Source organism: Enterococcus sp. AZ040 (assembly GCF_050499185.1).
GTDB lineage: Bacteria > Bacillota > Bacilli > Lactobacillales > Enterococcaceae > Enterococcus_D > Enterococcus_D entomosocium.
Window position 1 is genome coordinate 1,619,472 of record NZ_JBMHEW010000001.1, and the last position, 23,739, is coordinate 1,643,210.

The following is a 23,739-nucleotide window of genomic DNA, read 5'->3' on the forward strand; positions in this document are numbered from 1 at the left end:
ATGAGAAAGAAAATATTTTCCTTTCTAGTCTTAGCCTTTGCCCTTGTGACTTTCTCAGGTTGTAAAGGACAAAGTGCCGCAGATATCGATATTTTAGAAAACAGCAAAGAGACGAATCAGATCGTTTGGGGCGTAAAAAACGATACCCGTCTTTTTGGATTGATGGATATCGCGACTAGAGAAGTACGGGGATTCGATATTGATATCGCTCGTGCAATCACTGAGAAAATTTTAGGTCGTGATGGCAATGCCATCTTTGTTGAAGTTACCTCAAAAACCCGGATTCCTCTTTTGAAAAACGGCAACATCGATGCAATCATCGCCACGATGACTATCACGGAAGAACGTAAAAAACAGGTCGATTTTTCCGATGTCTACTTTGATGCAGGTCAATCTTTATTAGTTGCCAAAGACAGTCCTATTCAAGGGATCGAAGATTTGACCGCAGACACCACTGTATTGGTCGTTAAAGGCTCTACCTCAGCTGTGAACATCCGTGAAGCAGCACCAGAAGCGCAAATTTTAGAACTTGAGAATTATGCGGAAGCCTTTACTGCTTTACAATCTGGTCAAGGGGATGCTATGACCACGGATAATGCGATCTTATTAGGGATGGCGAGTGAAAATCCCAATTACCATTTAGTTGGCGAAACTTTTACAGAAGAACCTTATGGGATTGCCATCAATAAAGGACAAAAGCCGTTTCTTGATGCAGTGAATCAAGCCTTGCGGGAAATGCGTGAAGATGGAACCTATGATGAGATATACAACAAGTGGTTCCCTGAAGACGAATCAGGAAAAGTAGAGTAGGAGGAAACTGAATGGTTGAATTATTTCAAACGTATACCGGTCAGTTTATTGAAGGCTTTAAATACACAGTCATGGCGAGTTTGATCGCACTGTTTTTTAGTCTTTTGATCGGAACCTTAATGGCAATTTTTCAGTTGTCAGACAATCGCCTCATCAAAGGGATTGCCAAAGCGTATGTTGAGTTTTTTAGAAATATTCCCTTATTGATCATCGTGATGTTCTTTTATGTCGTTGTGCCAATGTATTGGGTTTCTTTTGACGGTTTTCAAGCGGGAACGATTGGCTTAACGATCTATACATCGGCATTTATCGCTGAGACGATCCGGTCAGGGATTCAAACGGTTCCTAAAGGCCAGATGGAAGCTTCCTTGTCTTCTGGTTTTACGTACAGCCAAGCGATGCGTTACATTATTTTGCCTCAGGCTTTTAAGATCGTCGTACCGCCGTTAGGCAATCAATTTATCAATCTTGTTAAAAACTCATCAATTTTGGCGATGGTCGCAGGATTAGATATTATGTATCAAGGGGATTTGATCGCAAGTGAGACCTTCAATACATTCGATACGTATATCATTGTTGGTCTTTTCTATTTGATCATTACCCTACCATTGTCTTATTTGATGGTTTACTTGGAACGGCGTTGGGCTGTCCGCTCATAGAAAGGAGCTAACGAACTATGGATTTTTTTGAAGCTTTTTCAGCGATTAACATTCGCTTCTTGATCGATGGCTTGCGGGTAACAGTTGAAGTGTCGATCCTATCGATTTTATTTAGCTTTATTATCGGAGGGATCGCCGGCATTTTGCGCTTCAGCTCGATCCCGGTCTTTTCTAAAGTATTAGGTGTCGTGATCGATGTTATTCGTAACTTGCCTTTGCTCTTGATCATCTTTTTCACTTACTTTGCATTGCCGCAGATCGGTATCCGCTTTAATATTTTTTGGTCAGCGGTTGTGGCGTTGACGATTTTTGAATCAGCGATGCTCTCTGAAATCTTTCGTGCTGGTTTGAATGCTGTGCCAAAAGGGCAGATGGAAGCTGGTTTGTCAACAGGGCTAAGCTATGTCGAAGTATTGCGGAGTATCGTCGTGCCACAGGCATTTAAAGCGATGTTGCCAGCGATCGTCAGTCAGTTGATCTCTTTGATCAAAGATACGTCATTAGCCGTGATTATTTCTTTACCAGAGCTGACTCATCATGCTCGAATCATTTATGGTCAAAATACAAACTATGTTTTGCCTATGTTTTTGGCAATGACTGTTTTATACTTTTTGGTTTGTTATGCATTGTCATTGCTTTCTGGCTTTTTGGAAAAACGTCAGTACGATTACTAAAAAGAATAATCGACAAAATCATCCCCACGATCGGTCTTTTACCCATGCAAGTGCAACTTGTGGGTTGTGAGCCAATCGTTGGGGCTTTTTTCTTTTTGACCGTTTCGTATTTTTTGGGAAAGCTTTTTTAGCAAACGAAAGGAATACTTGAAAAATAGACAAAAAAAGTCCAAAATGAATAAGAGAGAAAAACGCACCAAACTCTTTTTTTCATGTAAAGGATGGAAACTATGACAAACAACAGACCAATTGGTTTTATCGATTCTGGTGTTGGTGGGTTGACGGTCGTCAAAGAAGCAATCAAGCAATTACCCAACGAATCGATTCTTTATCTGGGAGATACAGCCAGATGCCCGTATGGTCCGAGACCTGCTGAGCAAGTTATCGCGTATACGTGGCAAATGACCCGTTTTTTATTAGAAAAAAACATTAAAATGTTGGTGATCGCTTGTAATACAGCGACAGCTGTCGCCCTTGAAGAAATCAAAGAAAAACTAGCGATCCCGGTGATTGGCGTGATCCTGCCCGGTAGTCGAGCAGCAGTCAAAGCAAGCAAAAACCAGCGAATCGGTGTCATCGGAACAAATGGAACGATCAAAAGCGACTCTTACAAGCGCGCTCTTCATGGCAAAGCGCCCCATGCGTCAGTCGTCAGTTTGGCTTGCCCAAAGTTTGTGCCGATCGTAGAAAGCAAACAATACCATAGCTCGGTCGCCAAGAAAATCGTGGCAGAAACGTTGCGTCCATTGAAAAACAAGCGGTTAGATACAGTGATTCTGGGCTGTACTCATTATCCTTTATTGCGCCCTTTGATCCAAAATGAATTAGGCGCCCATATCCAGCTGATTGATTCAGGGGCAGAAACGGTGGGGGAAGTCAGTACCTTGTTGGACTATTTTTCCATTGCAGCAACGAGTCAGGACGATCCGCATCCGCAACATGCATTCTTTACTACTGGTTCACCGAAAATATTTGATGAGATCGCCAATGATTGGCTTGATTTAGATACGATCTCATCGATTCACACTGATTTAGGAGGCTTTTAAATGCGACATGATGGCAGAAAAGAAACAATGTTAAGACCAGTCAACATTCAAACCAACGTCTACAAACACCCCGAAGGATCGGTTGTGATCTCTTTTGGTGACACAACCGTGATTTGTTCGGCAACGATTGAAGATCGGGTCCCTCCGTTTTTACGAGATACGGGAAAAGGCTGGGTCACAGCCGAATACAGTATGCTCCCACGAGCGACCAACACTCGTAATCGTCGAGAAAGTGCCAAAGGCAAGCTTTCTGGTCGTACGATGGAGATCCAACGGCTGATCGCTCGTTCCTTACGAGCCGTAGTTGATTTAGAAAAATTAGGGGAACGTAGTATCGTCGTCGATTGTGATGTCGTCCAAGCGGATGGCGGTACCAGAACAGCCAGTATTACCGGCGCTTTTGTCGCGTTGCGTTTAGCTATCGATACCTTGTTGCGTGACAAAGCATTGACGGAAGATCCAATCAAGGAGCATTTGGCAGCAATTAGTGTCGGGATCTTACCAGATGGTACCTGTGTGACTGATCTCGATTATCAAGAAGATTCTTCAGCTGCTGTTGACATGAATTTGGTGATGACGGAATCTGGTCGATTTGTCGAATTGCAAGGAACTGGGGAAGAAGCGACCTTTGATGGTCAGCAGTTGAATGAGATGCTGATCTACGGAAAAACGGCTATCGAAGAATTGATCGCCTATCAAAAAGAGGCACTGTTTTTACCAGATGAACCCCCTTATGAGATTCCCGAAAAAACGATTGTCATTGCTACAGGCAATCCAGGAAAAGCCAAGGAGTTTAAAGCCGTATTTGGCGCAGCAGGTTACGATGTCCGCACCTTAAAAGACTATCCTTCCTTGCCGGATGTTGAAGAAACCGGCACCACCTTTGAAGAAAATGCCCGCCTTAAAGCGGAAACCATCGCCAGAATTTTGGGAAGACCGGTGTTAGCTGATGACTCAGGACTGAAAGTCGATGCATTAGGGGGTCGACCAGGGGTGTACTCTGCTCGATTTGCTGGTGAGCAAAAAAGTGACGCTGCCAATAATGCAAAATTACTTTACGAATTGACGGATGTCGAAGATGACAAGCGCAGTGCTCAATTTCACTGTACGTTAGTTTTCGCAGCGCCAGGAAAAGAGAGTTTGGTGGTTGAAGCTCAATGGCCGGGAAGAATCGGCCGTATCCCTCGTGGAGAAAATGGGTTCGGTTACGATCCATTGTTTATTCCTGATGGTTCAGAGCAAAGCGCAGCCCAAATGAGTCAAGAAGAAAAGAACCGAGTCAGCCACCGTGGTCTAGCAATCAAAAAGCTGCAGGAACAGTGGCAGGAGTGGTTAGAAGGAGAAAATGCATGAAATATTTAGTTGTCAGTGACAATCATTCAGATCGTGAGATTCTTGTTGATCTTAAAAATGAATTCGAAAATCAAGTCGATTTATTCCTGCACTGTGGGGACTCCGAACTACCTGACGCAGACCCTTTGTGGGATACTTTTCAAGTCGTTTGCGGCAATTGCGATTATGGCGGTGGTTTTCCCAATGAGCGTATCATCAAAACGCCGCTGGACACCATCTATATGACTCATGGCCACTTAGCAGATGTCCGTTTTGGTGTAACGAAATTAGGGCTGCAAGCGCAACAAGCCGATGCCTCGATCGCACTGTTTGGTCACACGCATCAAATTGCTTGTGAGAAAGTTGGGAATCGGCTTTTCTTGAATCCCGGCAGTATTTCCCAACCGCGAGGGCAAATTCAAATCAAAAGCTTTGCGATTATTGAAAGTACGCCAGAACAATGGGCAATCCAATACTATGATCGTTCCTTTCATAAAGTCCCTGAGCTAGCTTTTGTTTTCACACGCTAAGTAAGCGGAATCAAAAAGTAAAAATTTCATTATAATTTTGCAGGTTTCAACTTTCTATTCTCATTTTCAAGTAAAATAGAAGAGTAGCTGTGAAATGGAGGCAATTAGATTGATAGGACAGACCGTAGAAAAAATATTACTCGAGAACCAAGAAAATTTCTTGGTGCCGGCAGAAAATGTGGCATCGGTATTTTATAACCACCCTTTGAGTCACGCATTGCTTGTTTTATCAAAAGTGGGCTATTCAAAGATCCCTGTACTAGATAGTGAGGACCATTTAGTCGGCTTAATCAGCCTCTCAAACATCGTAGAACGCATGATGGATCTCACTGGCTTCAGTATGGAAAATATTGAAGGGCTGACTGTGGCAGATGTCATGGAAGTCAATGTGAATTGCATCAAAGAAAACGATGAGTTGGAAAGTATGCTGCATTTGTTAGTAGATCAAGCATTCTTGCCGATCGTTGATGATGACAATGTCTTTGTTGGGATTATCACCCGCAAAGAGATTTTAAAATCCGTCAATCATTTGGCGCACGAAATTGAAAGACGCTATTTGCTGATTTCTAAAGAGGATGCCCCAAAGATGACAGATGAACTGCATGTGGTATAGAAAAAAGGTTATCCCAGCTTCGGGATAACCTTTTTTAAATACCGACGATCGGCGCATTGGGGATCGTATAGCCTTTGGCAGTTAAAGCATCGATCGATGCGGCCAAAAATTCCTCTTTGATTTTCCATTGCGTACCGTTGGTCACATACATGGTCGTACGAATTGCAAAGTTGTTGTTCCCCAGATCCACTAAACCGAAGACCGTAGGGGCCGTTTGAATCTCTTCTTCATGCTGCTGAGCAATCTGTTCATTGACTTCTTCAATGATGGCACGTATTTCATCTAAGCCTTCAGATGGTAAGATACGTACGTCGACCACGACTTGCATATTGGCTCTTGATGTATTACTGATGGTCGTGATGTTACGATTTGGGATATAATGAACGGTTCCATCAACGGATTTTAATTGAACAGTCCGAATACCGACTGCCGTCACCGTACCTTCAAGCGTCAGATTGGTCAAGCGGACGTAATCACCAACATTGATTTGTTGCTCGGTAATAATAAAGAAGCCAGTAATCAAGTCGTTCATAAAACCTTGGGCGCCTAAACCAAGTGCGACACCGACGACTCCGGCACCTGCTAATAGAGAGCCTACAGGTACGCCGATGGTTGAAAGGAGTGCATAGACAAAAAAGAAGCCTAATGTGTAATGAACCGTATTGCGGATCAGGGTATGGATCGTGTTGATTCGACTCACATTGAAACTGGCTTTTTTTTCATAGGAACGATAGATCCGATCGATGATCATATTGCTTATTTTCAATAAAATACCGAATAGGATACATAAAAAAAGCAACATCAATGCTTTTTGAATCAGTAGGCCAATGATCGATTCCCAGTCGATGGACGCCCACCATTTTTGCAATGCATTGAGCTGAGCAGCTGCTGGTTCAGTAATGCTGGAACCACTTGAATCGGTCGTGCTAGCTGCGAGTAGCAGTTGTTTCATAAAATCCCTCCAAGTCTTACTGCATCTATTTTAACGAAGATAAAATAGAAATGCAAAGGAGGTTTTCTGAAATACCTGTTTTTTTCAGAAAAAGCCTGCTCAGCCAACGGGTAGGCAAACAGCAGACTTTTCTATGACAATTATTGATTAAGATAAATGAACGCCTTTATCAACAAAAATCACTTCGCCGATAATCCCGCTTGATAAAGGACTGATCAAGAAGGCACAAGCATTGCCGACTTCTTCGATCGTTACACCAATATGATCTGGTGTTCGATCCTCTGACAATTGGATCAGTTTTTGATAGTCTTTTACACCTGTTACTGCTAGCGTTTTGATGGCGCCAGCTGAAATCGCATTGACACGGATCTTTTGCGGTGAAAGTTCGGCAGCTAAATAGCGAACACTTGATTCCAAAGCAGCTTTCGCAATACCCATCATGTTGTAGTTTGGTACTGCCCGTTCGGCACCTAAGTAGGAAAGGGTAACGATTCCAGCATTTTCAGCTAAGATTGGTTTGGCATATTTGGTGACAGCAATCAATGAATAACTGCTGATGTCTTGCGCCAAAGCATAACCGTCACGAGAAATATTCAAAATATCGCCAGAAAGATCTTCTTTATTAGCATAAGCGACGGCATGGACGACACCATGGATCTCTCCAGCATATTCTTTGATTGTATCAAAGGCGGCAGCAATGCTTTCGTCATTAGCGACGTCACACTCCACTACAAATTCATCAGATTCCAATAAGCGCTCTAAAGGCTTCTTCATGCGGTCGTTTTGATACGTGTAGATCACTTCGGCTCCTTGTGCTTTTAATGCTTGTGCACAGCCCCAAGCGATACTGCGTTTGTTGGCAACGCCCATGACGACAACTTTTTTACCGGTTAAAAAACTCATAATTCCACTCCTTAATAAATTCAACAATAATAAAATACGTATAATGACAAATAGTAAATCAAACTATCTTGATTTCTAATTATTAAGCATAATTGTTTGATTGTCAAACTATTTTTTTCTTAATAAATATTTAGTTGCGAATTCCGTTGAACTATGATACTTTGATAATCAAACTATAATAAATTCTTAAGCAAGGAAGGGAAACCATGAAAAAACTATTGACTGAAACAGAAGTCATGGATTTGATTCCAAATCGCTACCCAATTATATATATTGATTATGTCGATGAAATCGAGTCTGGCAAAAAGATTATCGCAACGAAAAATGTTACCATCAACGAAGACTTTTTCCAAGGTCATTTTCCGGGAAATCCAGTAATGCCGGGTGCCTTGATTTTAGAAACATTGGCACAAGCAGGATCGATCCTGATCTTGAAATCCGAGGAATTCCAAGGTAGAACGGCGTATATCGGCGGCATAAACAAAGCCAAATTCCGTCAAAAAGTTGTTCCGGGAGATACTATGAAACTTGTTTTTGAGATCACCAAAATAAAAGGCTCCGTTGGAACTGCTGATGCGGTAGCGACAGTGGATGGCAAAAAAGCTGCTGAGTGCGAATTTACCTTTATCGTAGGCGACCAAAAGTAAAAGAAAACCGCTGAAATTCCCGAGTATCGGAGACTTCAGCGGTTTTTTTTATTTATTCTTTGGCTTCTTGTAAGACCTTGATCGTTTCGATCTTCACTGGCTCAACCGGTTGAGAATTCTCACCATTGCCAGAGTCTTGGGTTTCTGCTTGCGCAATTTTATCTACGACATCCATGCCTTCGATCACTTGACCAAAAACGGTATAGCTACCGTCCAATTGTGGTGTTCCACCATTTTTGTAGGCTTCGATGATTTTTTCAGGATAGTGTTGGATCGCTAGACCGTCGGATACGTCTTGATCATTTTGAACGATGTAGAATTGACTGCCTTGGCTGTTTGGCGCACTTGATTTTGCCATTGCCAATGCGCCTCGCAAGTGATAAAGCTGGTTCGAGTATTCTTCGCCGAATCCTTCGCCCCATATGCTTTCTCCGCCAGTGCCATCACCATTAGGGTCGCCCCCTTGGATCATAAACTCTTCTACGACACGATGGAAAGTCAAGCCGTCATAATAACCATCTTTGGCATGGGTCAAAAAGTTTTCGACTGCTTTGGGCGCGATCTCTGGGAAAAGTTTGATTTTGATTGAGCCTTCTTCCGTCACCATTTCAACTAAGGCTTCATTCTCTTGCACATCCGTTGATAATTGCGGCAATTCCAGGGCATTCAAGTCAACGGATTCTGAGGTTGACGTGCTTTCTGCCGAATTGCTTGATGAGGGATCGGTGGTACTTGAACCTGTACAAGCAGCTAATAATAAAAGGCTAGCAGCTGCTGTCAGTGCGAATAGGATTTTTTTCATTCTTTCATTCCTTCCAGTTTTCTTAATGATAATCATAACAAAAAAGAGACATAGAAGAAAGCGCAGATTTTGTGGAATGAGAAAGAAACAGGCGGAAAGGTGTAGACCACTTTTTAGATGTTTGTTATAATGAAAGAGGATTCATTATAATAAACGGATAGAATTTACAGGAGGTTTTTTTGATGGGAAAATTAGGGATATCGATTTATCCAGAGCGCTCAACGTTTGAAAAGGACAAAGCGTATTTAGACTTGGCACACAAATACGGCTTTAAACGGGTATTTACCAGTTTGCTACAAATCAACGATGACAAAGAAAAAGTCTTGGCAGACTTTAAACAAGTCGTGGATTATGCCAATCAGTTAGGAATGGAAGTCATGGTAGATATCAATCCTGGTTTATTCGAACAGCTAGGTATTTCTTATGATGATTTATCCTTCTTTGATGAGATGGGGGCTTACGGTGTTCGGTTAGATATTGGTTTTACTGGTTCAGAAGAAGCCAAAATGACGCGTAATCCTTACGGGATTAAAATCGAAATCAATATGAGCAGTGGTACGAGCTACGTGGATAACATCATGAGTTATTCGCCTAATACTGAAAATTTACTCGGCTCGCATAACTTCTATCCTCATCGCTATTCAGGGTTGGGCTACGACCATTTCGTTTTTTGTTCGGAAAAATTCCGCAAATACAATTTAAATACGATGGCTTTCGTGAATTCTCACGAAGCTGATTTCGGTCCATGGCCAACACAAGATGGTTTATGCTCTTTGGAAGATCATCGTGATCTGCCACTAGCTACGCAAGTCAAACATTTAGTGTTGACTGGTTTGATCGATGATATCTCTGTTGGAAATGCCTATGCTTCAGAAGCAGAATTGGCAGCAATGGCTGAAGCGTTTCACGCGGATTATCCGACATTAAGAGTCGATGTCGTTGACGGAATCACTGAAGATGAACGAATTTGTCTCTTCGATAATCTGCACAGCTATCGAGGAGATCGTTCGGAATACATCTTGCGTTCAACGATGACGCGGATCTATTATAAAGACAAGGAATTTCCGCCTCATGATACCCGTGATATGGTAAGAGGGGATGTCTTGATCGATAATGCTGGCTATGGACAATACAAAGGGGAGACGCAAATCGCCTTGAAAGCAATGAAAAATGATGGTCGAGTCAATGTCGTTGGTAAGATCGCTGATGAGGAACTATTCTTATTAGAATTTTTGAAACCTTGGTCAAGTTTTAAATTGGTCGAAAATAACTAATTACCACGAAAATCAACCATTGCCAACAAAGATTGTTGGCAATGGTTTTCTTTTTGGGCGCTTGCGATTGACAAACATGAGCAAAAAACGGTAATTTATGTAGTGGGTTCTTTCCTTGAGGAATGACGAAACCATAATAATATTATGTAAACTATATAACAAGAGGACGTGACAAGTGTGAAATTGCGCTGGAAGATTGCCATCGGAGTGGCTGTATTAGCAATTGCAGGATTAGGGTATGCAGGAAACTATTTTTACGATTATGCGGTGGTTCCTTCAGAAAAAGATTTTTTGGAAGGAGATACCCCTGGTACGGATGAAAATCAGACAGGAAATGAATCGCAAAATTGGTTTACAGATCCAGCAAATCGTGAGATGTGGCAGCTGACTTCTGAAGATGATTTAAAATTATCCGCCATTTATCTACCGGCGGAGGAGAAGAATCGAGGAAAAACGGCGATCATCGCGCATGGCTACATGGGGAATGCAGAAACGATGGCGGACTATGCTAAGATGTATCATGATTTAGGCTATAATGTCTTGGTTCCAGACGCTCGAGGGCATGGTCAAAGCGAAGGAGATTATATTGGTTTTGGGTGGCACGAACGTAAGGATTATCTGCAATGGATCGATGAAGTACTCACAAAAAATGGTCCTGAAGAAACGATCACTTTGTATGGCATCAGTATGGGGGCTGCCACGGTAATGATGACCAGTGGGGAAGACTTGCCGAAAAATGTCACTTCTATCATTGAAGATTGTGGGTATACCAACGTCAATGAAGAATTGGGTTATCAACTCGATCAATTGTTTGGTCTACCGGCCTTTCCATTGATGAATGTCACTAGTCTTGTCACAAAAATCCGAGCGGGGTATTTCTTCGGTGAAGCAGATGCAGTCAAACAACTGCAAAAGAATACGCGTCCGATCTTTTTTATCCATGGCGATGCGGATACGTTTGTTCCTTATTCGATGCTGGATATTTTGTATAACGCGACCGATGCACCAAAAGAAAAGTGGGTTGTTTCAGGTGCCGAGCATGCGAAAAGCTATAAAACAGATCCAGACCTTTATAAAGAAAAAATTGCAGCTTTTTTGGACAAATACGATCACCCTGCAAATGAATAAAAAAGTGCCGGTTCTAAAAAAGAACCGGCATTTTTTGCTTGACCTTTGGCTTATAAACGAGCAAATTCTTCTAGCAAACGAATCATTTGGCATGTAAAGCCATATTCATTATCATACCAAGCGACGGTTTTCACCAGTTGGAAATCCCCAGCCGTGGTTACTTCTGTTTGTGTCGGATCAAAGATAGACCCTTGAGTGGTACCAATCACATCTCCAGAGACGATCTCACGGTCATCGTAACCGAATGACGGATTATCGACGGTGTGTTTTCTGATCGCTTCATTGACTTCATCGGCGGTTACTTTGGTTTTCAAAATTGAGACTAATTCTGTTAAAGAACCATCGACGACAGGAACCCGTTGGGCGTGGCCTTGTAATTTGCCATTTAATTCTGGAATAACTAGACCGATCGCTTTGGCAGCACCCGTCGAGTGAGGGATCGTGTTGTCTGCAGCGGACCGAGCGGCTCTTAAGTTTCCGCCTTTTACTGGACCATCCAATAGCATTTGGGTAGAAGTATAGGCATGTACCGTCGTCATCGTACCAACTTCGATCCCGAATTCCTCATTTAAGAAGTAGGCCATCGGAGCTAAGCAGTTGGTCGTACAAGAACCTGCGGATATGATAGTATCCTCTGTTGTTAACGTGTCGGAGTTGACATTGTAAACGATCGTTTTCATATTACCAGCTGGTGCGGAGATCACGACTCGTTTGACACCCGCATCAAGATGAGCTTGGGCTTTTTCTGCGGAAGTGTAAAAACCCGTGCATTCTAAAACGATATCGACGCCATTTTCTTTTGCCCAAGGGATTTTGCTTGCGTCTGGTTCAGCGTACACTCGGGTCTCTTTGCCATCGACAACGATAGCATTATCCGTTGCAGTAACAGTTCCAGGGTACGTGCCGTGGGTCGAGTCAAATTGCAATAGATGTGCTAACATTACGGGGCTTGTTAAATCATTGATTGCCACAACTTCAATATCGGCAGAAACTTCTCTGATCCTACGAAAAGCCAAACGTCCAATTCGTCCAAAACCATTGATTCCAACTTTTACTGTCATTTCTTGTTTCCTCCTTTGATTGTGTACTGGTACACTTAAAAGTTTGCTACGATTTCCTGTGACTGTCAAAGAATAACCCTTAAGAATTCGCGATTTCTTACGGAAACCCATGAGAAAAGATAGACAAAAGGCGTTTCGGTCGTTACAATAAAATAGACTTTCTTATTAGAGAAATAGTAACCACTTAAAGTGAGATAACTGATAATCAAAAAGTATAGAAGGTAGTAAAAAAAGAATGGAGGACAAATAATGTCCATGTTTTTAGATCAAGTGACAATCGATGTCAAAGCAGGAAAAGGCGGCGACGGAATGGTTGCTTTTCGCCGAGAGAAATATGTCCCAGACGGCGGACCCGCAGGTGGGGACGGGGGACGTGGCGGTGATGTCATTTTAGTCGTAGACGAAGGTTTGCGTACATTAATGGATTTCCGCTTTAATCGTCATTTTAAAGCGCAACCCGGGGAAAATGGCATGAGTAAAGGAATGCACGGCCGTGGCTCAGATGATACTTACATCAAAGTACCCCAAGGCACCACCGTTCGTGATGCTGAAACAGGTACCTTATTAGGTGATTTGATTGAGCAAGGTCAAACATTAGTAATCGCAAAAGGCGGGCGGGGCGGCCGTGGGAACATTCGGTTTGCTTCTCCAAAAAATCCAGCCCCAGAATTAGCAGAGAACGGAGAACCCGGTCAAGAAAGAAAGATCGAGCTCGAACTAAAAGTCTTAGCAGATGTTGGTTTAGTTGGTTTCCCTTCAGTTGGGAAGTCAACATTACTCTCTGTGATTTCGTCTGCTCGTCCAAAAATCGGCGCGTATCATTTTACAACACTGGTGCCAAATTTAGGCATGGTAACGACCACTGATGGTCGTAGTTTTGCAGTAGCCGATCTGCCTGGCTTGATCGAAGGTGCTTCGCAAGGTGTTGGTTTAGGGACTCAGTTTTTACGTCATATCGAACGGACGCGGGTCATTTTACATGTGATCGATATGAGCGGCATGGAAGGGCGCGATCCATATGAAGACTATTTATCCATCAACAATGAATTGTCGACCCATAACTTGCGCTTACTAGAGCGCCCACAGATCATCGTTGCCAATAAGATGGATATGCCGGATGCTGAAGAAAACCTAGCCCTTTTCAAAGAGCAGCTGGCAAAAGAAAAATCGGATGAGTTCGCGGATGAACCAATGATTTTCCCAATCTCTGGTGTCACTCGTAAGGGAATCGATGCCTTGCTGAATGCGACAGCGGATCTATTGGAAGTCACTCCTGAGTTCCTCTTGTACGATGAAGAAATCGAAGAAGATGTGGTTCATTACGGCTTCCAATCGGATGAACCGGAGTTTGCAATCGATCGCGATCCTGATGCAACTTGGATCTTGAGCGGTGAGAAAATCGAAAAACTATTCCAAATGACGAACTTTGATCACGATGAGACTGTGATGCGTTTTGCTCGTCAATTACGTGGATTGGGTGTCGATGAAGCATTGCGTGCGAGAGGTGCCAAAGACGGTGATATTGTGCGTATCGGTAATTTTGAATTTGAGTTTGTCGAATAAGCGTTTAAAAGAACATCATTTTTTTTAAAAAATCCTTCATAGTTGAATTGGTTTTGACTGCCGATCATTGATTTTCTCTAAGAAATCAATGATCAGCAGTCTTTTTGGTTTCTTTTTTCATTTAAATGATTTACTGTTAAAATAAAGAAAAGAACAAATAAACCAAAGGGAGCGATTTTTATGTCAAAACGAGTCATTGTAATGAACTTTGATGCTAGTGCCAAAGCGTATCAAGCCTTTTCTGAAGTGAAACGGATGCATATGGAACGAAAGATCAAAGGAGAGCAAATGGCGGTTCTTACCCACACCAATGAAGGCGTGCATCAATTTAAAGTCGAGGATTTTCTTGATTTTACTGGAAACAATAAGACATCAACTGGTGGTTTGATCGGGATGCTCGTTGGTGTGTTAGGTGGGCCTTTGGGAATCATGTTGGGCTGGTTTGGCGGTAGTATGATCGGTGCTACTCGTGACGCAAAAGAGATCCAAAATGCGCAAATGCTCTTCGAACACGTCGGAAACCAAATTGGTGTAGGCGATACGGGGTTATTATTGATTGCCGATGAAGAGGACAATCGTCCTTTGAACCAACTGATCATGAATGAATTAGGCGGTGACATCACTCGTTTTGACTACGATGATGTCGAGGCAGAGATCGAGACGGCCAAAAAAGTCGAAGAATCCACCAAGGCACGTGTTCAAGAGGATTGGAAAAATTCCCATAACGATGAATCCGATAGCCAATCCGAGAAATAAAAACCGCAAGCTTCAATTGCAACTTGATTTCTTTTCCGCTAAAATTGGAAAGAGATGAAAGGAAAGAAGCTTATGGAATTAGAATTTTTAGGAACAGGTGCTGGAGTGCCTGCGAAACATCGAAACGTGACCAGCACTGCGTTACGATTATTAGATGAACGCAATGCCGTTTGGCTTTTTGATTGTGGCGAAGGGACACAAATGCAGATCTTGCATTCTACGATTAGACCGAGAAAGATTGAAAAAATCTTTATTACCCATCTTCATGGTGATCATATTTATGGATTGCCAGGATTGATCAGCAGCCGCTCCTTTCAAGGCGGAGACACACCTCTAGAGATTTATGGACCCAAGGGGATCAAAGCATACATTCAAACCGTTTTGCGGATTTCTCAGACGAAAGTCAGCTATCCATTGCATTTTTTTGAGATTGAAGAAGAAGGGATTCTTTTTAAAGATCAGCAATTTGAAGTATCTTGTCTGCGCCTTGATCACGGGATTGATAGTTTTGGCTATCGTATTGTCGAAGCAAGCCATCAAGGGGAGTTGCAAGTGCAAGCATTGCTTGAACTTGGGCTGAAACCTGGTCCTGTCTTCGGACGTTTGAAAAAAGGTGAAGTAGTTACCCTCGATGATGGTCGTCAAATCAATGGGGCAGATTTTTTAGGTCAAGCCAAAAAAGGACGGATCGTGACAATATTAGGTGACACCCGTAAATGTCAAAACGCCGTGCTTTTAGCGAAAGATGCGGATGTTTTGGTACATGAAAGTACCTTCAACAAAGAAGAAGCCAAGTTGGCTCGCGCTTATTTTCATTCGACGACGCGACAAGCTGCTGAAGTTGCCCAAGAAGCTCACGCCAAGCGTTTGCTATTGACCCATATCAGCGCGCGCTATGTTGGCAAAGATATTACAAATTTAGTAAATGAAGCAAAAGAAGTATTTCCGAATACGTTGATCGTCAAAGATTTTGATATTGTCGAGATCCCTTTTGCCGGAGAGGAAGAATCAGATGAACTTGGAGAATAAAGTTGTCGTTGTAACAGGTGGTTCTGCCGGACTTGGAGAACAAATCTGTTATGAAGCCGCAAAACGTGGTGCGATCGTCGTGACTTGTGCCCGGAGGACGAATTTGATCGGAAAAGTCAAAGAACAATGTATGGAATTAAGCGGCAAAGAAGCGTATGCGTTTCAATTGGACGTAGCAAATCCTGAAAGCGTGGAGCGCTTATTAGAAAAAATCAGTGAGAAAGTCGGAAAGATCGATGTCTTTGTCAATAATGCTGGCTACGGGATCTTTCAAGAGTTTACAGAGATGGATCCTGCGGTCATCCGTAATATGTTTGAAGTCAATGTACTTGGGATGATGGTTTTGACTCAGCAAGTTGCGATTCAAATGGCTGAACAAAAGCATGGTCATATCATAAACGTTGCTTCAATTGCGGGTAAGATAGCTACGCCGAAGACCGCAGTTTACTCTGCAACGAAATTTGCTGTACTTGGTTTTTCTAACGCCTTACGTTTAGAACTAAAACCACTGGGGATTAACGTAACAACGGTCAACCCAGGGCCGATCGAAACGGCATTCTTTGACCAAGCAGATCCTAGCGGTAGTTACTTATCATCGGTGGGCAGCCTTGTCCTTGAACCAAACAAATTGGCACAAACGATCGTCAAAGCCATGATTCATCCAAAACGAGAAATCAATCGCCCACATATTTTAGGGGCGGCAGCAAAACTGTATACACTGTTTCCTGCAATCGGGGATTATATGGCAGGAACGATGTTCAACAAAAAATAGGAGTTGAAACCCATGAAAAATCAATGGCGTGTTATCGTTGGTATTTTACTGATTTTAGTGATCGTTTTATTTGCGGTTGCAAACAATATGACTGTTCCGATCAATTTTGGCTTCACAACGATTCAATCGCCACTGATCTTAGTCATTATTGGTTCTGCTTTGTTAGGCGCATTGATTTTGTTGCTGGTTTCCACAAGTGCAATGTTCCGTCAAAAAAAAGAACTAAAACAATTGAGAAAAGAGCTCTCGGATTATCGCACGAATAACGAGAAAGTTCTGCAAGATGAACGAGAAGCCTTGGAACGAGAATATATCAACAAGCAGGCGGAGTTAGCAGCTAGGCAGCAACAACTCGACGATCAAGAAGCGCAACTTTCGTCACGTGCTGCAGGCGCCTCAACGCCGCCAACGATTGATGAAGAAATGAAGTCTTTTGAATCGCAAGCCTAGAATACATGAGAGCAATTAAGAAAAGAGTTTGCCGGCGCATCGTTCGCTGCAAGCTCTTTTTTGTGACATGAAAAAATAAATTGTTTCTTTCGTTGTTTTTCCTTTTTACATAAACTTTGCTATAATAACCTAGTTAGGAGTGATTTGGTGAAACGTGCAAATTTTCATTGGGTGCTACCGCAAGATAGCGAAGCTACCCCTGTATTTAAAGAATTGATCCAAGCAAGAAAGATTCCTGAGCGCATCGGCGCGTTGCTATGGCAAAGAAATATTCGAACAGCAGAAGCGCTAGACGCTTTTTTATCAACGGATCTGCAATACCTTCATGATCCGTTTCTCTTTCATGATATGGATAAGGCCGTGGAACGGATCCATGAAGCCATTTTAAATGGTGAGCGGATCTTGATTTATGGCGACTATGACGCAGATGGGGTTACGAGCACCACCGTATTAAAAGAAACACTGGAGTTGCTAGGGGCTGAAGCTGAATATTATCTGCCCAATCGCTTTTCAGATGGGTATGGTCCCAACATAACTGTCTATAAAGATAAAATTGCGGCAGGGACGCAATTGATCATCACCGTTGATAATGGGGTATCTGGACATGAGGCAATTGCTTATGCTCAAGGGCAAGGGGTCGATGTGATCGTGACGGATCACCATGAACTTCCTGCAGAACTCCCAGAAGCCTTTGCCATCGTTCATCCCCGTCACCCTGAAGGAAACTATCCGTTTGGTGATTTAGCGGGAGTCGGTGTCGCATTTAAAGTGGCTTGTGCCCTATTAGAAGAAGTGCCCGTCGAACTGCTGGACCTTGTTGCAATTGGGACGATTGCTGATATGGTTTCTTTGACAGATGAGAATCGACTACTAGTCAGCAATGGCCTGAAAATGATCCAACAAACTGATCGGCTTGGTTTGAATGAGTTGTTGACGGTCAGTGGATTGAAAAAACGAACAGTCAACGAAACCGATATTGGTTTTGCTGTTGGCCCCCGCCTCAATGCAATTGGTCGGTTGGAAGATCCTAATCCTGCTGTTCGTTTGTTAACCACATTTGATGAAGAAGAAGCAGTAACCTTAGCCAAGACATTAGATACGATCAATCAGCAGCGAAAAACTTTCGTTGAAGAAATCATGAAAGAAGCGCAAGAAAAAATCGACCCTGCCAATCATGTTCATCTGGTCGTAGGTGATAACTGGCACGAAGGGGTTTTAGGAATCGTAGCTGGACGTATCATGCAAAGTACCGGACAGCCCGTGATCGTTTTGACCAAAAAAGAAAATGGGTTAGCAAAAGGGTCAGGTAGAAGTGTCGCTGCGTTGAATCTATTTGAAATGTTGGCTACGATGAAAGACATGTTTACCAGTTTTGGTGGTCATCATGCGGCGGTCGGCTTAAGTATCCCGATTGATCATTTGGACATGTTACAAGCTCAGATGAATCGCAATGTGGAAGAAAATGGAATTGATCTTAGTCAGGGAATCCCCTTAGCGATCGATGAGGAACTGCCATTGGCGGAAGTATCGATCAACTTTATTGAGTCTTTAAACGTTTTAGCGCCTTTCGGAACGGACAATCCGTTACCGAAATTTCTGTTTTCCAATTTATCGACTCAAAATGCCCGCCAGATTGGTACCGAAAACCAGCACTTGAAGTTAGTGATGACAGATGAGTCCAATCTACAGCTAGATGTGATTGGCTTTGGTTTTGGAAAAGACTCAGTAGAGTTTGAAAATGATCGACTATCGATCGTTGGTCAGCTTTCAATCAATGAATGGAATGGCAACAAAAAACCGCAGCTGATGTTGGATGACTTTGCAGTGGAAGGGCTGCAGTTGTTTGATTATCGTTCGAAAAGGAGTCGGCAAGGTGTCTCTCTGGGAAATGAAACATTAGGGGTCGTTTTCAATAAGAAACTGCCTCGAGAGCTGCAAGGATTTTGTGGACAAACGATCTTATTCGACTCGGTGGCTGCTGTGAAAGATACATTTTGTGCTGGTCCGTTCCAAGAGATCGCGTTTTTAGATTGTCCTGCTGATTCTGCTGTGATCAAAGAGGTCGTTCAAGCGCTTCATGCTTCAAGAATTGCGTTTGTGTTTTACTCGACGGAAGATGCCTATTTAGACGGGGGAGGCACCAGAGAGCAATATGGTCGGCTTTTTCAATTGATCAAGCAGCAGCCTCGTTTGGATATTCGCTACAAATTAAAGATGGTCGCTAACTATCTAAAAATTCCAGAAAAATTACTTATTTTTATGATTCAGGTGTTTTCTGAGCTGGAATTTGTTACAATACAAGATGGTGTTTTGAATAAAACGGCTGATCCTGTTTCTCGTCCGCTGACAGAGAGTCATTTGTATCAGCAACGACAAAAAATGATCAAAACAGAAGAATTTTTATTAATGAGTGATTTATCAACCCTACGTCAGTGGTTGACAGTCTAGGAGGAAAAAAAATGGATTTAAAAGAGTATATTGCTAGTATTCCGGATTATCCCCAAGAGGGAATTATTTTTCGGGACATCTCGCCGTTAATGGCTGATGGAGAAGCGTATCGTTATGCGACACAGCAGATCGTTGAGTATGCACAAGAAAAAGGCATCGATATGGTGGTAGGACCAGAAGCCCGCGGATTTATCGTTGGTTGTCCAGTTGCGTACCAGTTAGGTGTCGGCTTTGCCCCAGTACGTAAAAAAGGCAAATTGCCACGGGAAACCATTGAAGCAGAGTATGAAAAAGAGTATGGCGTGGATGTTTTGACGTTGCATGCCGATGCTATCAAACCAGGACAACGTGTCTTGATCTGTGACGATCTACTAGCAACTGGTGGAACGATCAAAGCAACGATTGAACTCGTAGAAAAACTAGGCGGTATCGTTGTGGGCTGTGCCTTTTTGATCGAACTAATGGATTTACATGGAAGAGATAAAATCCAAGGTGTTGAAATCAAGACGTTAATGGAATACTAAAAAAGAAGAAACAAAAAAAGGACTCGCAGGAGTCCTTTTTTGTTTCTTCTGCCTTATGGCGTATGTAGGGGAAGGATCATGGTTCGTAACGATAAAAATCATGATCGTGATAATAATGGCGGTTACGTTTGCGCTCTGCTTGGCGGAATTTCTTTTCATCCCATAGCATGAACCAAAGCATCATTAGAGGACAAAAAATCAGAACAGCACTTAGAACGCCAAAATAGCCAATAACAATACCCATCAATAAAACCCATAACATAAAACCAAATCGACGAACTGCTTTCATCTCATTCACTCCTTAAATAATACGAACTTATGTTTGTATACTTATTATACGAATGTTTGTTCGGTTTGTAAAGAGGAAAGAAAAAAAATCTTCGTAAAAACGAAGATTTCCTAGTCAGCTCGTTGAGCATCAAAGCAGATGTCGATACAACCCAACAACCAATCCTAAAATCGTTACGTCAGGCAAAATGATTGGTTCTAAGTAATCATTTTCCGGTTGTAAACGAATGTAATTCTTTTCTTTATAGAATCGTTTGCAAGTAGCTTCATCTTCATCTGTCATAGCGATCACAATATCACCATTTTGCGCACTTTGTTGTTTGCGAACGATCACTTGATCGCCGTCAAGGATGCCAGCATTGATCATACTTTCTCCTCGGATCGTCAACATAAACAAACTACCGGTACTATTTGCTAAATCTGGCGGAATCGGAAAGAAATCGGATGCATCTTCCACTGCTAAAATCGGTTCTCCCGCAGTTACGACACCAAGCATCGGAATGGATGCTGGCTGAACATCGATTTTTTCAAGACCGGAAGCAGTTAATTCAATGGCTCTGGGTTTTGTAGGATCTCGCAAGATCAACCCCTTTTTTTCAAGTCGGGACAAATGGCCATGAACAGTTGAGGTAGAAGATAACTGAACGGCTTCGCCAATTTCGCGAACAGTCGGCGGATAGCCTTTTTCAGTGACACGGGTATGAATGAACTTAAGAATTTCGATTTGTCGATTTTCTGTTCGTTTTGCCAAAACTGACACCTTCTTTCATTTGATAACATTAGTGTACCATAGGTATATCGAATATTCAAACAAATGTTCGCTTTTTACACTATTGTTTTTATTCGCTAGTTTGTAGTAAAATCAAGAGGGAAAAGGAGGAACGAATATGCTATCTCAAGAAAAATTAGCTCGAATCAATGAACTTGCCAACAAGAAAAAAACAGAGGGTTTGACTGAGGCAGAAACGAACGAACAAAAAGTTCTACGTGACGAGTATTTAACCGCCTTTCGTGGAGGAATGCGTCACCATATCGAAGGAATGAAGATCGTTGATCCTGAAGGTGCTGATGTGACACCAGAGAAATTAAAAGAGATTCAAAAGAAAAAAGGTCTCCACGGCAGATAATTGTGAATTCCTTTTCATTGCTATTGAAATAAGCATCTGAATCACGTATAATAAAAGATGTAATAAAGGTAAAAAAAACCTAAATTAGGAGGAACTACCATTGTTTGATAAAATCGATCAATTAGGAGTGAACACCCTTCGTACATTAAGTATCGAAGCCGTACAAAAAGCCAATTCAGGACATCCAGGATTACCGATGGGGGCAGCACCCATGGCCTATGCCTTGTGGACCAAACACTTGAAAGTCAATCCAACGACTTCTCGCAACTGGGTGGATCGTGACCGCTTTGTTTTGTCTGCTGGACACGGTTCGGCGCTATTGTACAGCTTGTTGCATGTGTCTGGTTACGATGTGACCATTGAGGATCTAAAAAACTTCCGTCAATGGGATAGCCGCACGCCAGGACATCCAGAAGTCGATCACACAGACGGCGTGGAAGCAACCACTGGACCTTTAGGACAAGGGATCGCCATGGCAGTCGGTATGGCAATGGCCGAAGCCCACTTGGCTGCAACCTACAATCGCGACAAGTATCAAGTCATTGATCACTATACCTACGCTTTATGTGGCGATGGGGACTTGATGGAAGGTGTTTCGCAAGAAGCTGCATCCATGGCGGGTCACATGAAATTAGACAAACTGATCGTCTTGTACGATTCAAATGACATTTCCCTAGATGGCCCAACTTCAAAAGCCTTTACAGAAAATGTCGGTGCGCGTTTTGAAGCGTATGGCTGGCAACACATTCTCGTTGAAGACGGCAATGATTTAGAAGCAATCTCAAAAGCGATCGACGAAGCAAAAGCTGAAAGCGACAAACCAACCTTGATCGAAATCAAGACTGTGATCGGATACGGTGCGCCAAATCAAGGCACCTCTGCCGTTCATGGTGCGCCGATCGGTGCCGAAGGCATTTCTGCAGCTAAAGCGATTTATGGCTGGGAATACCCAGAATTTACCGTACCTGAAGAAGTTGCCGCGCGCTTCAAAGAAACCATGATCGATGAAGGACAAAAAGCTGAAGCCGCTTGGAACGAAACTTTCCATGCCTATGAAGCAGCCTACCCAGAACTTGCGGCGCAATTCAAACAAGCCTTTGCGGGTGAATTGCCAGCAGATTGGGATGCAGCATTACCAAGCTACGAAGTTGGCAGCTCACAAGCTAGTCGAGTATCCAGCAAAGAGATGATCCAAGCCTTATCCAAAGCCGTCCCTAGTCTCTGGGGTGGATCGGCTGACCTTTCTGGATCCAACAACACGATGGTGGCAGCAGAAAAAGACTTTGAACCTGGCCAATACGAAGGCCGCAACATTTGGTTTGGTGTCCGAGAATTTGCGATGGCGGCAGCGATGAACGGAATCCAATTGCATGGCGGTACGCGAATCTATGGCGGAACCTTCTTCGTCTTCGTTGATTACTTGCGTCCAGCGGTGCGCTTGTCTGCGATCCAGCATGCACCTGTGATCTATGTCTTGACGCATGACTCCGTGGCGGTGGGAGAAGATGGACCGACGCATGAGCCAATCGAGCAATTAGCCAGCGTCCGGTGCATGCCAAATGTCCAAGTGATTCGTCCAGCAGACGGCAATGAAACCCGTGCTGCCTGGAAATTGGCCATGACGACAACGGATAAACCAACGGTCTTAGTCTTAAGCCGACAAAATCTACCAGTGATCGAAGGCACGCAAACCGGTGCGGATGAAAATGTCGCAAAAGGTGGCTACGTGATTTCAAAACAAGCTGGTGAAACACCAGCGGGGATTTTGATCGCCACAGGTTCTGAAGTGAATCTTGCGGTTCAAGCACAAGCTAAATTGGCAGAAGAAGGCATCGATGTATCGGTGGTCTCCTTACCAAGCTTTGATCTGTTTGAAGCGCAAAGCTCAGAATACAAAGAAAGCGTCTTGCCAAAAGCAGTGAAGAAACGGGTAGCGATTGAAGCGGCTTCCCCATTTGGTTGGGAACGTTACACCGGTTGCCATGGAAAAGTGATCGCGATCGATCACTTCGGTGCATCAGCACCTGGCGACAAAGTATTAGCAGAATTCGGCTTTAGTGTTGAAAATGTTGTGAATACTTTTAAATCAATCGATTAATTGATCGACAATCAATCAAAGCTAGCACGTTCGAGAATCTTTTCGATTTTCGAGCGTGTTTTTTTCGAGTACTGCTCACTCTGAAAGTGCCAGAGTGACTTATTTAAGGTAGTAGTGGCTAAGATTTCTGAAAAATGGTTTCACCACAAGATATAGACTCTTTTAAATAGTAAGAGAGAAGCAATACAATCCCATTCTAATAGTTTTTTTAAAAACTTCTCAGTAATTAACAAACTGAGAGGGATGTCCAGAA

25 protein-coding genes are annotated in these 23,739 nt (G+C 42.9%); 19 read left to right on the forward strand and 6 right to left on the reverse strand.

Annotated features, from left to right (window positions below):
- The 7 genes from IGK63_RS07445 to cbpB all read left to right on the forward strand — a co-directional run bounded on the left by IGK63_RS07445 (position 1) and on the right by cbpB (position 5,664).
- Positions 1-810 (forward strand): transporter substrate-binding domain-containing protein, encoded by an 810-nt coding sequence (locus IGK63_RS07445; RefSeq protein ID WP_008381907.1) that lies wholly within the window; start codon positions 1-3, stop codon positions 808-810.
- A gap of 11 nt (positions 811-821) precedes the next feature.
- Positions 822-1,469: an amino acid ABC transporter permease gene (locus IGK63_RS07450; RefSeq protein WP_005226186.1), complete on the forward strand. Its 648-nt coding sequence runs from the start codon at positions 822-824 to the stop codon at positions 1,467-1,469.
- Positions 1,470-1,486: 17 nt separating this feature from the next.
- Positions 1,487-2,143 (forward strand): amino acid ABC transporter permease, encoded by a 657-nt coding sequence (locus IGK63_RS07455; protein WP_005236107.1) that lies wholly within the window; start codon positions 1,487-1,489, stop codon positions 2,141-2,143.
- 230 nt (positions 2,144-2,373) lie between these two features.
- The gene (gene racE / locus IGK63_RS07460) at positions 2,374-3,189 is read left to right on the forward strand and encodes a glutamate racemase (protein WP_008381904.1); all 816 of its coding nucleotides are present in this window, start codon (positions 2,374-2,376) and stop codon (positions 3,187-3,189) included.
- On the forward strand, positions 3,190-4,542 hold the full coding sequence (rph, locus tag IGK63_RS07465) for a ribonuclease PH (protein WP_016612128.1): 1,353 nt from the start codon (positions 3,190-3,192) through the stop codon (positions 4,540-4,542). It begins immediately after the preceding gene.
- Complete coding sequence (locus IGK63_RS07470; protein ID WP_016612129.1) at positions 4,539-5,051, forward strand: metallophosphoesterase; 513 nt, start codon at positions 4,539-4,541, stop codon at positions 5,049-5,051. The genes rph and IGK63_RS07470 overlap by 4 nt, the downstream gene beginning before the upstream one ends.
- 109 nt (positions 5,052-5,160) lie before the next feature.
- Positions 5,161-5,664: a cyclic-di-AMP-binding protein CbpB gene (cbpB, locus tag IGK63_RS07475; RefSeq protein ID WP_005226181.1), complete on the forward strand. Its 504-nt coding sequence runs from the start codon at positions 5,161-5,163 to the stop codon at positions 5,662-5,664.
- A 34-nt stretch (positions 5,665-5,698) separates the two neighbouring features.
- Here the strand turns inward: cbpB and IGK63_RS07480 are convergent, their stop codons facing one another.
- Together IGK63_RS07480 and fabI are read right to left on the reverse strand one after the other, a co-directional pair.
- Positions 5,699-6,616 carry a mechanosensitive ion channel family protein gene (locus IGK63_RS07480; RefSeq protein WP_005236101.1) on the reverse strand — a complete coding sequence of 306 codons (918 nt, stop codon included), beginning with the start codon at positions 6,614-6,616 and terminating at the stop codon, positions 5,699-5,701.
- A gap of 147 nt (positions 6,617-6,763) precedes the next feature.
- Positions 6,764-7,519 carry an enoyl-ACP reductase FabI gene (gene fabI, locus IGK63_RS07485; RefSeq protein ID WP_005236100.1) on the reverse strand — a complete coding sequence of 252 codons (756 nt, stop codon included), beginning with the start codon at positions 7,517-7,519 and terminating at the stop codon, positions 6,764-6,766.
- A 206-nt stretch (positions 7,520-7,725) separates the two neighbouring features.
- Between fabI and fabZ the strand changes: the two genes are divergently transcribed.
- Complete coding sequence (fabZ, locus tag IGK63_RS07490) at positions 7,726-8,166, forward strand: 3-hydroxyacyl-ACP dehydratase FabZ (RefSeq protein WP_005226178.1); 441 nt, start codon at positions 7,726-7,728, stop codon at positions 8,164-8,166.
- Between the two features lie 52 nt (positions 8,167-8,218).
- Here fabZ and IGK63_RS07495 read toward each other — a convergent pair whose 3' ends face one another.
- Positions 8,219-8,968: a peptidylprolyl isomerase gene (locus IGK63_RS07495; protein ID WP_034872605.1), complete on the reverse strand. Its 750-nt coding sequence runs from the start codon at positions 8,966-8,968 to the stop codon at positions 8,219-8,221.
- Between the two features lie 182 nt (positions 8,969-9,150).
- Between IGK63_RS07495 and IGK63_RS07500 the strand changes: the two genes are divergently transcribed.
- Positions 9,151-10,242, forward strand: a complete 1,092-nt coding sequence (locus tag IGK63_RS07500) for a DUF871 domain-containing protein (RefSeq protein ID WP_005236098.1) — start codon at positions 9,151-9,153, stop codon at positions 10,240-10,242.
- Between the two features lie 177 nt (positions 10,243-10,419).
- Positions 10,420-11,370, forward strand: coding sequence for an alpha/beta hydrolase (locus IGK63_RS07505; RefSeq protein WP_016612303.1), 951 nt, complete (start codon positions 10,420-10,422; stop codon positions 11,368-11,370).
- Positions 11,371-11,420: 50 nt separating this feature from the next.
- On the opposite strand, the gene gap is transcribed toward IGK63_RS07505, so the two are convergent.
- Positions 11,421-12,431, reverse strand: coding sequence for a type I glyceraldehyde-3-phosphate dehydrogenase (gene gap / locus IGK63_RS07510; protein ID WP_034872607.1), 1,011 nt, complete (start codon positions 12,429-12,431; stop codon positions 11,421-11,423).
- A 249-nt stretch (positions 12,432-12,680) separates the two neighbouring features.
- On the opposite strand from gap, the gene obgE reads away from it, so the two are divergent.
- The 7 genes from obgE (at position 12,681) to IGK63_RS07545 (ending at position 19,973) form a co-directional block, all read left to right on the forward strand.
- The gene (gene obgE, locus IGK63_RS07515) at positions 12,681-13,994 is read left to right on the forward strand and encodes a GTPase ObgE (RefSeq protein WP_275626129.1); all 1,314 of its coding nucleotides are present in this window, start codon (positions 12,681-12,683) and stop codon (positions 13,992-13,994) included.
- A 180-nt stretch (positions 13,995-14,174) separates the two neighbouring features.
- Positions 14,175-14,750: a DUF456 domain-containing protein gene (locus tag IGK63_RS07520; RefSeq protein WP_005236092.1), complete on the forward strand. Its 576-nt coding sequence runs from the start codon at positions 14,175-14,177 to the stop codon at positions 14,748-14,750.
- 72 nt (positions 14,751-14,822) lie between these two features.
- Positions 14,823-15,779: a ribonuclease Z gene (gene rnz / locus IGK63_RS07525; RefSeq protein WP_034872611.1), complete on the forward strand. Its 957-nt coding sequence runs from the start codon at positions 14,823-14,825 to the stop codon at positions 15,777-15,779.
- Positions 15,763-16,551, forward strand: a complete 789-nt coding sequence (locus tag IGK63_RS07530; RefSeq protein ID WP_016612306.1) for an SDR family NAD(P)-dependent oxidoreductase — start codon at positions 15,763-15,765, stop codon at positions 16,549-16,551. Before rnz ends, IGK63_RS07530 begins: the two co-directional genes overlap by 17 nt.
- Before the next feature lie 12 nt (positions 16,552-16,563).
- A complete protein-coding gene (locus IGK63_RS07535) occupies positions 16,564-17,001 on the forward strand; it encodes a lipopolysaccharide assembly protein LapA domain-containing protein (RefSeq protein WP_005236087.1) in 438 nt (145 codons plus the stop codon).
- A 147-nt stretch (positions 17,002-17,148) separates the two neighbouring features.
- The gene (gene recJ, locus IGK63_RS07540; RefSeq protein ID WP_016612307.1) at positions 17,149-19,449 is read left to right on the forward strand and encodes a single-stranded-DNA-specific exonuclease RecJ; all 2,301 of its coding nucleotides are present in this window, start codon (positions 17,149-17,151) and stop codon (positions 19,447-19,449) included.
- Between the two features lie 11 nt (positions 19,450-19,460).
- On the forward strand, positions 19,461-19,973 hold the full coding sequence (locus IGK63_RS07545; RefSeq protein WP_005226167.1) for an adenine phosphoribosyltransferase: 513 nt from the start codon (positions 19,461-19,463) through the stop codon (positions 19,971-19,973).
- Between the two features lie 76 nt (positions 19,974-20,049).
- Here the strand turns inward: IGK63_RS07545 and IGK63_RS07550 are convergent, their stop codons facing one another.
- Entirely contained in the window at positions 20,050-20,262 is a 213-nt protein-coding gene (locus IGK63_RS07550; RefSeq protein WP_005236082.1) for a hypothetical protein, read from the reverse strand.
- A gap of 129 nt (positions 20,263-20,391) precedes the next feature.
- Entirely contained in the window at positions 20,392-21,012 is a 621-nt protein-coding gene (gene lexA, locus IGK63_RS07555) for a transcriptional repressor LexA (protein WP_005226165.1), read from the reverse strand.
- A 136-nt stretch (positions 21,013-21,148) separates the two neighbouring features.
- Here lexA and IGK63_RS07560 point away from each other — a divergent pair, with 136 nt between their 5' ends.
- Together IGK63_RS07560 and tkt are read left to right on the forward strand one after the other, a co-directional pair.
- A complete protein-coding gene (locus IGK63_RS07560) occupies positions 21,149-21,388 on the forward strand; it encodes a DUF896 family protein (RefSeq protein WP_005236078.1) in 240 nt (79 codons plus the stop codon).
- Positions 21,389-21,488: 100 nt separating this feature from the next.
- Positions 21,489-23,486: a transketolase gene (gene tkt, locus IGK63_RS07565; protein ID WP_061054151.1), complete on the forward strand. Its 1,998-nt coding sequence runs from the start codon at positions 21,489-21,491 to the stop codon at positions 23,484-23,486.
- Positions 23,487-23,739: the final 253 nt, after the last annotated feature.

What these genes read in the sequence shown, in the direction of transcription:
- IGK63_RS07545 (WP_005226167.1), top strand. Translation starts at nt 19,461, where the DNA reads ATGGATTTAAAAGAGTATATTGCTAGTATTCCGGATTATCCCCAAGAG.
- rnz (WP_034872611.1), top strand. Translation starts at nt 14,823, where the DNA reads ATGGAATTAGAATTTTTAGGAACAGGTGCTGGAGTGCCTGCGAAACAT.
- IGK63_RS07500 (WP_005236098.1), top strand. Translation starts at nt 9,151, where the DNA reads ATGGGAAAATTAGGGATATCGATTTATCCAGAGCGCTCAACGTTTGAA.
- gap (WP_034872607.1), bottom strand. Translation starts at nt 12,431, where the DNA reads ATGACAGTAAAAGTTGGAATCAATGGTTTTGGACGAATTGGACGTTTG.
- fabZ (WP_005226178.1), top strand. Translation starts at nt 7,726, where the DNA reads ATGAAAAAACTATTGACTGAAACAGAAGTCATGGATTTGATTCCAAAT.
- fabI (WP_005236100.1), bottom strand. Translation starts at nt 7,519, where the DNA reads ATGAGTTTTTTAACCGGTAAAAAAGTTGTCGTCATGGGCGTTGCCAAC.
- obgE (WP_275626129.1), top strand. Translation starts at nt 12,681, where the DNA reads ATGTCCATGTTTTTAGATCAAGTGACAATCGATGTCAAAGCAGGAAAA.
- IGK63_RS07495 (WP_034872605.1), bottom strand. Translation starts at nt 8,968, where the DNA reads ATGAAAAAAATCCTATTCGCACTGACAGCAGCTGCTAGCCTTTTATTA.
- IGK63_RS07445 (WP_008381907.1), top strand. Translation starts at nt 1, where the DNA reads ATGAGAAAGAAAATATTTTCCTTTCTAGTCTTAGCCTTTGCCCTTGTG.
- rph (WP_016612128.1), top strand. Translation starts at nt 3,190, where the DNA reads ATGCGACATGATGGCAGAAAAGAAACAATGTTAAGACCAGTCAACATT.
- IGK63_RS07480 (WP_005236101.1), bottom strand. Translation starts at nt 6,616, where the DNA reads ATGAAACAACTGCTACTCGCAGCTAGCACGACCGATTCAAGTGGTTCC.
- IGK63_RS07550 (WP_005236082.1), bottom strand. Translation starts at nt 20,262, where the DNA reads ATGAAAGCAGTTCGTCGATTTGGTTTTATGTTATGGGTTTTATTGATG.
- IGK63_RS07535 (WP_005236087.1), top strand. Translation starts at nt 16,564, where the DNA reads ATGAAAAATCAATGGCGTGTTATCGTTGGTATTTTACTGATTTTAGTG.
- IGK63_RS07560 (WP_005236078.1), top strand. Translation starts at nt 21,149, where the DNA reads ATGCTATCTCAAGAAAAATTAGCTCGAATCAATGAACTTGCCAACAAG.
- IGK63_RS07450 (WP_005226186.1), top strand. Translation starts at nt 822, where the DNA reads ATGGTTGAATTATTTCAAACGTATACCGGTCAGTTTATTGAAGGCTTT.
- IGK63_RS07455 (WP_005236107.1), top strand. Translation starts at nt 1,487, where the DNA reads ATGGATTTTTTTGAAGCTTTTTCAGCGATTAACATTCGCTTCTTGATC.
- racE (WP_008381904.1), top strand. Translation starts at nt 2,374, where the DNA reads ATGACAAACAACAGACCAATTGGTTTTATCGATTCTGGTGTTGGTGGG.
- IGK63_RS07470 (WP_016612129.1), top strand. Translation starts at nt 4,539, where the DNA reads ATGAAATATTTAGTTGTCAGTGACAATCATTCAGATCGTGAGATTCTT.
- IGK63_RS07530 (WP_016612306.1), top strand. Translation starts at nt 15,763, where the DNA reads ATGAACTTGGAGAATAAAGTTGTCGTTGTAACAGGTGGTTCTGCCGGA.
- IGK63_RS07520 (WP_005236092.1), top strand. Translation starts at nt 14,175, where the DNA reads ATGTCAAAACGAGTCATTGTAATGAACTTTGATGCTAGTGCCAAAGCG.